The organism is Desmonostoc vinosum (assembly GCF_059505385.1).
In genome coordinates this window covers 1-9,370 of sequence record NZ_JCACKM010000212.1, presented here as the reverse complement: position 1 = coordinate 9,370, position 9,370 = coordinate 1, and the positions used below count along the sequence as shown (strand labels likewise).

The 9,370-nt window shown below is 42.4% G+C and carries 7 protein-coding genes; 5 read left to right on the top strand and 2 right to left on the bottom strand.

Going from position 1 to position 9,370, the window contains the following annotated elements; all coding sequences use genetic code 11:
- Positions 1 to 113: 113 nt before the first annotated feature.
- Entirely contained in the window at positions 114 to 2,741 is a 2,628-nt protein-coding gene (locus tag AC5JMF_RS25455) for a sensor histidine kinase (protein WP_495798491.1), read from the bottom strand.
- A 722-nt stretch (positions 2,742 to 3,463) separates the two neighbouring features.
- Between AC5JMF_RS25455 and AC5JMF_RS25450 the strand changes: the two genes are divergently transcribed.
- The 5 genes from AC5JMF_RS25450 to hpnK all read left to right on the top strand — a co-directional run bounded on the left by AC5JMF_RS25450 (position 3,464) and on the right by hpnK (position 8,754).
- Positions 3,464 to 3,775, top strand: a complete 312-nt coding sequence (locus AC5JMF_RS25450; RefSeq protein ID WP_495798490.1) for an FAD-dependent oxidoreductase — start codon at positions 3,464 to 3,466, stop codon at positions 3,773 to 3,775.
- The gene (locus AC5JMF_RS25445; protein WP_495798492.1) at positions 3,688 to 4,548 is read left to right on the top strand and encodes an FAD-dependent oxidoreductase; all 861 of its coding nucleotides are present in this window, start codon (positions 3,688 to 3,690) and stop codon (positions 4,546 to 4,548) included. The genes AC5JMF_RS25450 and AC5JMF_RS25445 overlap by 88 nt, the downstream gene beginning before the upstream one ends.
- A gap of 734 nt (positions 4,549 to 5,282) precedes the next feature.
- Positions 5,283 to 6,113, top strand: coding sequence for a squalene/phytoene synthase family protein (locus tag AC5JMF_RS25440; protein WP_495798489.1), 831 nt, complete (start codon positions 5,283 to 5,285; stop codon positions 6,111 to 6,113).
- Between the two features lie 235 nt (positions 6,114 to 6,348).
- The gene (gene hpnJ, locus AC5JMF_RS25435) at positions 6,349 to 7,794 is read left to right on the top strand and encodes a hopanoid biosynthesis associated radical SAM protein HpnJ (RefSeq protein WP_495798488.1); all 1,446 of its coding nucleotides are present in this window, start codon (positions 6,349 to 6,351) and stop codon (positions 7,792 to 7,794) included.
- Between the two features lie 69 nt (positions 7,795 to 7,863).
- A complete protein-coding gene (gene hpnK / locus AC5JMF_RS25430) occupies positions 7,864 to 8,754 on the top strand; it encodes a hopanoid biosynthesis-associated protein HpnK (RefSeq protein WP_495798487.1) in 891 nt (296 codons plus the stop codon).
- Positions 8,755 to 8,760: 6 nt separating this feature from the next.
- On the opposite strand, the gene AC5JMF_RS25425 is transcribed toward hpnK, so the two are convergent.
- A complete protein-coding gene (locus AC5JMF_RS25425; protein ID WP_495798486.1) occupies positions 8,761 to 9,132 on the bottom strand; it encodes a DUF2237 family protein in 372 nt (123 codons plus the stop codon).
- Positions 9,133 to 9,370: the final 238 nt, after the last annotated feature.

Genomic DNA, 9,370 nt, shown 5'->3' with positions numbered 1-9,370 from the left:
GCCTGCGGAGGGAAACCCTCCTTTACTCGCTGTCTCACCGTGTAAGCGCGTCCCCACGTCAACCAAAACGCGAAATCTAAAAAACTTACCCATAAGAGTTCCTCCTGCCCCCCTCAAGTAGATAAACCAGGTAGTGGTAGGGTGAACCAGAAAGTTAAGCCTTGCTTGGGATTGGTGGTGACGCCAATTTCGCCACCGTGGGCTTTGATAATTTGGCGGCAAAGATACATTTTCAAACCAATGCTTGTAGAGCATCGGTCTTGGGGATCGCGGACATATAAATCGAAGAGGCGATCGCATTCTGAGTTACTCATTGCTATACCATTATCTTGAATCTGAGTCCGAATCATGCCCGCTTCAACATTGGCTGTCACAGTAAAGTTTAATCCTGGTGGATTGTGTTGCAAACTATGAGTTAAAAAACTTACCATTACTTTCTTTAATCTGGTTGCATCGACCATTATCAGTGGTAAATCTTCAGGAATTAAGTCATTTAATGTTGCTTGGTTTTGTAATAGTATTGGTTGCAATCCAGTGATAGTTTCCTTCAATAGCGTCCCATACTGAACCAATTGGCTATTAATAGCAAGACCATCTTTTTCACAGGAATTAATTTCTAGTAATGAGTTAATCATTGTCAGTTGACGGTCATTGCCTTGAATCATCCGCTCAACAATCGAGTTAGGGACGGGAATTGGGGATGAGGGGGATGAGGGGGATAGGGTAGTAGACTCTTCCATATCCCCGCGTCCCCGCGTCCCCGCGTCCCCAGTCCCCAGTCCCCAGTCCCCAGTCCCCAGTCCCCGCGTCCCCGCGTCCCTACTCGCTACTCCCTGATTTACCAGATTCTGTAGCACCATCAAGTTACCCATCACCGAGGTTCGTAATTCGTGAGCGATTGTATGCAAAACAACATCTTTTAAGCGGTGCAATTCTTCGACTTCTTGTATTTTTTGCTGCAATTGTGCTGTACGTTCTTGTACTTGGTGTTCTAGATTAGTGTTAAGTTGTGCTAGTTCTTGATAAATCATGCTCTGCTGAATAGCGATCGCTACTTGTTCTGACATCTGCTGTAGTAGGTCGATTTCTATAGGTTGCCAATTACGTGGCCCTGAGCATTGATTCGCAATTAAGGCTCCAAATAAGTCCTCACCTAACATGATTGGTACAGCTAAAGTAGCTCTGATCTGAAATTTTTGAAAATGCGCTCTCACTTTGGGAGACAATGTGATTTTGGTAATATCTTCAACAACTCGCTCTCGATGTTTCTTTAAGGAGTTTTTCAACTCTTGTAGATAAGTTTCATCATTGGTAGACCAACCAGAAATAGAAGGGTAATTTGGGTCTACTGATTCTGCCAAAGTTCGGGGGCCTAAATTGGCATTATCTAAACCAATAAATACTCGATCTACCTGTAAAAATTGTCTCACTTCTGTGACAGTAGTTTGCAAAATTTGGTCTAGTTGCAGGGAAGACCGAATTCGAGATAATGTTTGCGCTAGTAAGCGATCGCGCTGTGCGCTCAGGCGTAATTTTGCCTCTACTTGCTTACGTTCTGTGATGTCGTGATGGACTGATAATATGCATGAAATTCCATCTAGATCTATGACTTCGGCTGATACCAGTGCTATGATAATTTCCCCAGATTTCTGGCGAAATTCCATCTCTAAATTCCTAACAACTCCTTGGGCTTGTAAACTCTGCAATAATTTGTGGCGATCGCTTTGATTTACCCAAATATTTAACTCAAAAGCAGTTTTCCCAATTGCTTGCTCTGGCTCATATCCAGAAAGTTCAACAAATCCGTCATTAACTTCTATAAAGCGTCCTTCTTGGAGTGTGCTAATAGTAATAGAATTGGGACTACAACTAAAAGCTTTAGAAAACTTTTGTGCTAGGTTGTGGAGAGTAACTTCTGCTTGTTTACGTTCTGTGATATCGCGGACAATTGCTAATATTTCATCCTCACCGCTAACTACCAAACGCGCCTCATAATCTCTGAGTCCTAATGGTGTTGGTAGTTGATATTCGCAAGTTTGCAAAGTTCCAGAATCCAAAGTTTTAGCGATCGCTTCTTGACCTATCGCTGCCACATCAATTGGTAAAATCTCCCACATACTTTTACCAACTACTTCTTCTCTAGAAAAAGTAACATTTGCTCCTTCGGTTTTTAAGTCTAAATACTTACCATCGCGGCTGATGCGAAACATTAGATCAGGTATAGCATCCAAAATTGCTTGATAGCGTGCTTCACTCTCTTGCAGCTTTTCTTCTGTTCGTTTTTGGTCTGTAATATTCATAACCAAGCCATTCCAGAGAAAGTCACCGTTAGCTTGTCGTTCTGGCTGGGAAGTACCTTTAAGCCACTTGATACCGCTAGGTGTGATGATGCGACCTTCCCAAAGCCAAGGTGAAAAAGTAGTTTTAGAAATAGCTATGGATTCAACCAAGCTTGGCAAATCCTGTGGATGAATAAGTTTATACAGTTCCTGAAAGTCCGATTGTAAAACTTTTGGTTCTAATTCACACAAATCTTGACAATTACAACTAATATAAATGACAAAAAAAGAACCATCCTGCCGTTGCAAAACTTGGAAAATCGTCCCCGGCAAATTGAGAGCAATATTAGAAAGCAGATTGATAGCCTCTTGCTGACAATCTGGGATCCGCAGCGATCTTAAAGTTTCATCCACTCTTTGATCCTTTGATACACAAGCTACTGATGTATAATTAGACATCATAACCAGTTTGGCTGTTTTTATTTTGTGGGCATAGCCATTTAAACTAAGCTAACCTCTGCTTTCAGGGTATATTCCATCAACTAACATCGCATTCACCCAATAGGGTGAACTAATATTTGAATTTGGAATGAAGTGACGTCACCTACAGTCATATCAAACTTCTCACCTTCGAGCAATTTTTAGTCGAGTCTGGGGAAATAGCTTAGATGCTGTTTGAAACGTCTAATTTAATACCAGCCCTGGCGATTAGAAATCGCCTAAAAGTTTTCAAACATCCTCTAAATGCGGGCATTTATCGCAGGCAAAGAAGATTTTGAACATTTTATACTAATTCTAAAAAAGAATGCGACAAATGTAAACTTTGAAACCGATCTAAATCTGGATTTCTTAATGCGCGAATGTGCGAATTTTGAATTGGTACTAGCTATTAAACTTTCGGCAATATCATCTTCATCCGAGTAGAGTTTGAATGTATATCATTGTGCAGATATATTACTGATAAATAGAAGGTTAAGATATCGCACAATACAGTGCTACACAAGTTTCAACAGTCGCCATTTCAAAGGGATGTAGAGGTATGGGGGTATAGAAGACCCACGCTTCAAAGCCTGGGATTGAAAACTTAGATGCCTTTCCCTCACACCCTTATACCCCTAGTTTTTGTAATGGCGTGAAAAAGCTGAAACCTGCTATTTGTGCGAGGCTAAAAACTCTATAGAAATATGCAAAACGATTCTGGAAAAACAACTTCTATTTGGATGACAACGGCAGCCATGCTAGACGAAGGTGTTCTTGGCGAAAACCTTCATGCAGATGTGTGTGTTGTGGGTGCGGGGATGGCGGGTATGTCAACAGCCTATATGCTTAGCCGTGCAGGTAAGTCTGTGGTAGTGCTAGATGATGGTGCTATTGGTGGAGGACAGACTGCAAGAACAACAGCGCATTTATCAAATGTGTTGAGTTATCGCTACTACGAATTAGAGCAAATGCACGGCCAACGCACTTTAAGCAAGCCGCTTACATTACCTTTGTAATTGGTGTAAAAGTACCTCGCGGTTCTATTACTAAAGCACTGTACTGGGATACACTCGACCCATATCATTATGTACGACTGCAAAACATCGACGATCAATATGATGTGCTAATTGTCGGTGGTGAAGACCACAAAACAGGACAAGCCAATGATGCTGATGCACGGTATGCTGCTTTGGAGGTTTGGACGCGAGAACGTTTCTTGATGGTGGAAGAGATTCTGTTTCGTTGGTCAGGTCAGGTGATGAATGCTGATGATGGCATTGCCTATATTGGGAAAAATCCGTTTGATGAGGAAAATGTTTACATCGTCACGGGTGATTCAGGTTTAGGGATGACTCATGGAGCGATCGCTAGCATTCTTTTAACTGATACAATTTTAGGGCGAAAGAATACTTGGGCTGAAGCTTACGACCCATCGCGGATTAAGATTGGTGCAGTAGGTGATTTTGTTTCTGAGAATCTCAACGTTGCTGCTCAATATTTAGATTGGCTAACACCAGGAGAAATTGATTCTGTCGAAAAAATTGCGCCAGGTACAGGTGCAGTAGTGCGGCATGGTTTGACGAAATTAGCTGCCTACCGAGACGAAAACGGTATTTTGTGCGAGCATTCCGCCGTTTGTACCCATCTTAATTGTATAGTTGCTTGGAACTCTTCTGAAAAAACCTGGGATTGTCCCTGTCATGGTTCACGGTTTAATGTTCAAGGCAAAGTGATAAACGGCCCAGCAATTAATGCCCTTGCACCTGTGAATACTGAAAAAAGAATGTGACAGACAAACCATTGTAGAGACGAGCTTTAGAAGTACCTCCGCCAACTAATAGTTTATATCATTAGTTTTGAGTAGTTAATGGTGGTCAGATATCCGACTTTTTCATAAAGCCCGGTATCTTGCAGCTTTTCATCATTAATAAAACAGATCATTAGTGTTTCTTGGAGTGGGCAATACCCACTTTTTTATTTTCAACAAATTGAGAAATATAATCAATATTAGTTAAAGATTGTGTACAGATGCAGCATTACTGCATGGGTTTTTGCTCAATTGTCTGTATAAAAACTATAAGTTTATTATTAAAATCTCTCTGCATTCTCGCGTATTTCTATCTCCGGTCAGCCAAACAATAAGCCTTTAAAGGGACATGCTGTGACTCTTCAGTCAGATGAACGCAGATTTAAAAGACCTTAAACCTGTGAATTTAGTTTTTGTTTCTGAAAAAAATTCCAGATATTGCATTGAATAATACCATAATTGTTGATGTTTCCCCTAAAATACTCAGGTGCATGTCCCAAACCATAGCCCACACGTTTTTGCGCTTAAAACCCTATATACTAAGATTTGACTTTGAGAAAATTGAGAGTTTTGTTAATTGTGATACCTAAAACTACTAATTTTTAGATGAAATTCTAGTGTATCTATAGTTTTTAAGGTTTAGTCAAAACTATATCCAGTATCATCAAAAAACTGCCAACTTCATGTGGTGCAAAAATCAAGAGGGGAGTGAAAACATGGATTTACGTAGAGATGCATTGCAAATCCTTAAAGAAACTAGCCGGACTTTTTATATCCCAATTAGTCTTTTACCGCCAGGCTTACAGGAAGCAGTTGCATCAGCATATTTGTGTATGCGTGCCATTGATGAAATAGAAGATCACCCAAAACTAGATAACCATACGAAAACGAAGTTACTACGAACGATTAGCTTAACATTACAAGCCGGAGTGGATGGCTTTGCAGTAGATGCATTCTCTGCTGGATTTAGTGGGTATGAGAATTCCTTAGAAGAAGTGAGCGTGCGGATCAGGGAATGGTCAATATTAGCACCTGAAACCATTGCACCTCGAATTTGGGATGCTACTGCCGCTATGGCAGATAGGATGGCTCACTGGGCAGAAATAAACTGGAAAATTTATACAGAATCTGACTTGGATTGTTATACATTTGGGGTTGCTGGCGCGGTAGGATTGTTGCTCTCAGATTTATGGGCTTGGTATGATGGTACGCAAACAAACCGGACTCAAGCAATTGGGTTTGGTCGTGGTTTACAAGCAGTAAACATCTTGCGTAACCACAATGAAGATTTAGGACGCGGTGTGGACTTCTTTCCTGAAGGTTGGAGTGCAATAGATATGCAAGAGTATGCACGGCGTAATCTAGCACTAGCAGAAGCTTACACTCAAGCACTTCCTACGGGGCCGGCTTTAGATTTTTGCCAAATACCCTTAACTTTAGCTCATGGTACTCTAGATGCTTTGGCAAATGGTAAAGAAAAACTCAGCCGCAGCGATGTGGTTGCACTCATTGAACAGTTGATTGGTGTGAACTTAAAAGCTAGCTAAGTATTCAGTGGTCAGTGAATTAAACTCAGCTGAGGTGCCTTGCACTAGACGCGGGGACGCAAAGATGCAATTTGAATGACTAGCTTACTAGTAACTGACCACTGATATTTCAACTTCGCTCAGTACAAGTAACTGATACTTCTTTTGTCAAAGACGCTACGCGTAGCTTGCTACCGCGTAAGGGTACGACTTCGCTCAGTACAAGTAACTAATAACTGAACACTGACTAAAAATTATGAAAAAAACTTTATTCCTTAGTCCTCCTTCATTTGATGGATTTGATGGTGGTGCGGGTTCTCGATACCAAGCTAAGCGCGAAATTACTTCCTTTTGGTATCCTACATGGCTGGCACAACCTGCCGCTTTGGTTCCAGGCAGTAGGCTAGTAGATGCTCCTCCCCATAATCAGACTGTGGAGGATGTGCTACAAATTGCTCAAGATTATGAGTTAGTAATCATGCACACTAGCACACCCTCATTGACTAATGATGTCAAGTGTGCTGAGGCAATCAAGGCGGCAAATCCAGATGTGCAGATTGGTTTTGTTGGGGCACATGTGGCAGTACTTCCACAAGAGACACTACAAGATAATCCAGTTATCGACTTTGTGTGTCGTAATGAATTTGACTATACCTGCAAGGAACTAGCCCAAGGTCAAGCTTGGGAAGAAATCAAAGGTTTGAGCTACCGGGACAAGCATGGTAGTATTCGCCACAATGAGGAACGCGCATTGATTCATGATTGGGATGCTATGCCCAGCGTTCTGCCAACTTATGCCCGTGATTTGGATATCACAAAATATTTCATTGGCTACTTATTGCATCCCTACATTTCCTTTTACACTGGGCGTGGCTGTCCAGCAAAATGTACGTTTTGCTTGTGGCCGCAGACAATTGGCGGTCATCTTTATCGCCATAAAAGCCCCGAAGTTGTGGGACGTGAGATGGTAGAGGCCAAAGCCATCTTTGGTGACAAAGTACGGGAGTATATGTTTGATGATGATACCTTTACGATTGACAAACATCGAGCGATCGCCATTAGCGAACACATGAAGCGACTCAAGCTCACCTGGAGCTGCAACGCCCGTGCCAACTTAGACTATGATACCCTCAAACAGTTACGTGACAACGGTTTACGATTGCTGCTTGTCGGTTTTGAATCTGGGAATCAGGAAATTCTCAACCGCATCAAAAAAGGCATCAAGCTAGAAGTAGCGCGGGAATTTATGAACAATTGCCGCAAACTCGGTATTACTGTTCATGGTACTTTTATCATCGGGTTGCCTATTGAAACCAAAGAAACCGTAGAAGAGACAATTCGCTTTGCTTGTGAATTGAGTCCGCATACAATTCAAGTTTCCATCGCTGCGCCTTATCCTGGCACAGAACTTTATGAACAAGCCAAAGCCAACGGTTGGTTTACGAACCAATCTTTAGTCGCTAACTCTGGTATTCAAACCTCCACACTGCAATATCCCCATCTTTCCAGCGCTGAAATTGAGGATGCAGTTGAGCGTATGTATCGTAAATTTTACTTCCGTCCTCAAGCCATCATTCCAATTGTGCGAGAAATGCTCACAGACAGACAAATGTTAGTACGTCGCCTTCGTGAAGGTGGGGAGTTCTTCTCGTATTTGAAAGAACGTCGCACTCAAGCAGAGGCACACGCACAATCGATTTAGCAATGTTTTTTGGGGAATTGATTATTTCTCCCTCATCCCCCTCATCTCCCTCATCTTCCCCTCATCCCCATGCCCCACGCCCGTTGCTTAATTATCAATGGTGATGACTTCGGTTTTTCTCGCGGTGTAAATGAAGCTATTATTACAGCGCATGAAAAAGGTGTGCTAACTAGCACTAGTTTAATGGTCAGTGGTGATGCTGCTGATGAGGCGATCGCTTTGGCTCGAACTCATCCAAATTTGGGTGTCGGTTTACACTTAGTTTTAGTGTGTGGTCGGTCAGTTCTACCACCTGAGCAAATTCCCCATTTGGTTGACTCTGAGGGGAATTTTCCAGATAGCCCCCTACAAGCTGGGTTACGCTATCAATTCCATCGCGCTGCCCGTGAGGAACTACGCCAAGAAATTCGCGCCCAGTTGACAAAGTTTCGTGAGTCTGGGCTGCACCTTTCCCATGTAGACGGGCATTTGCATTTACATGTCCATCCTGTGGTGTTGGGTATTTTGGTGGAGTTAGCACAGGAGTTTGAGATTAAGTTTATCCGTCTGCCAGCTGAAGAACTGGGAATGAATCTCAAATTTGACCGTGGTGGTTTATTAACTAAGCTGGTTTGGTCGGGTGTGTTTGGCAGGCTACGCGACTATGGTGAGGGTTTGCTGAAATCTCAGGGTATTAGTTTTGCTCATCGGGTTTACGGGTTATTGCAAACTGGTAGTGTGACTGAGGAATATTTACTTGGTCTGATTCCTCAAATTCAAACAGATTTGGTAGAGATTTATTCTCATCCTGCAATAGTTAGGGATGGGGAACCGTTGAATGGCCCTCTAGGGGCAGGTGCTGAAGAATTTACTGCTTTGTTAAGTGAACAAGTGCGGGAGGTGCTGATGGCTAACGGTTTTGAGTTAACAAACTATGTGAGGTCAGTTTATCTCACGCAGAAACGCAGACAGCATGAGTGAGATTATTTATTTTGATGGCGAGGCGTGTTGTTTCAAATCCTGTAGAGAACAGACTTCTAAGGCTCTAGCATGGGTAGCTGTGAGAACAACAGGAGGGGCAGCGCTAGCCTCAAAGGCTTCTTGCCAGCGAGAGGCACACAAACACCAGCGATCGCCCGGCTTCAATCCAGGAAAATTATAATCAGGGACAGGTGTACTCAGGTCGTTACCGCGTGATTTGGTGAACTCTAGGAATTCTGTTGTGACTTGGGCACAAATGACGTGTACTCCAAAATCTTGACCACCTGTATTGCAGAATCCATCACGATAATATCCTGTCATGGGAGAAGTGCAGCAAACCTCTAAGTCTGTGCCTAGTACATTTTTAGCCTCTGCCATAAAAACCTCGCTGTGCCTTTTACATATAGGTTAACGCTGACTGGTGCGATCGCTCTTCTATCGCTTAGCATACAACAATCCCAAATAATTGATTAACCTACAACTAGCACTTTTAGGCACAAGCAACAAATAGAAAAAATACCTCTTTCCCCATTCACTTATATCGATTGAAATGTGAACAACTTGACACTCTCCGGGCTAAAGCCACGGAGATTCTTAAGACATTGCTGCCTTAATA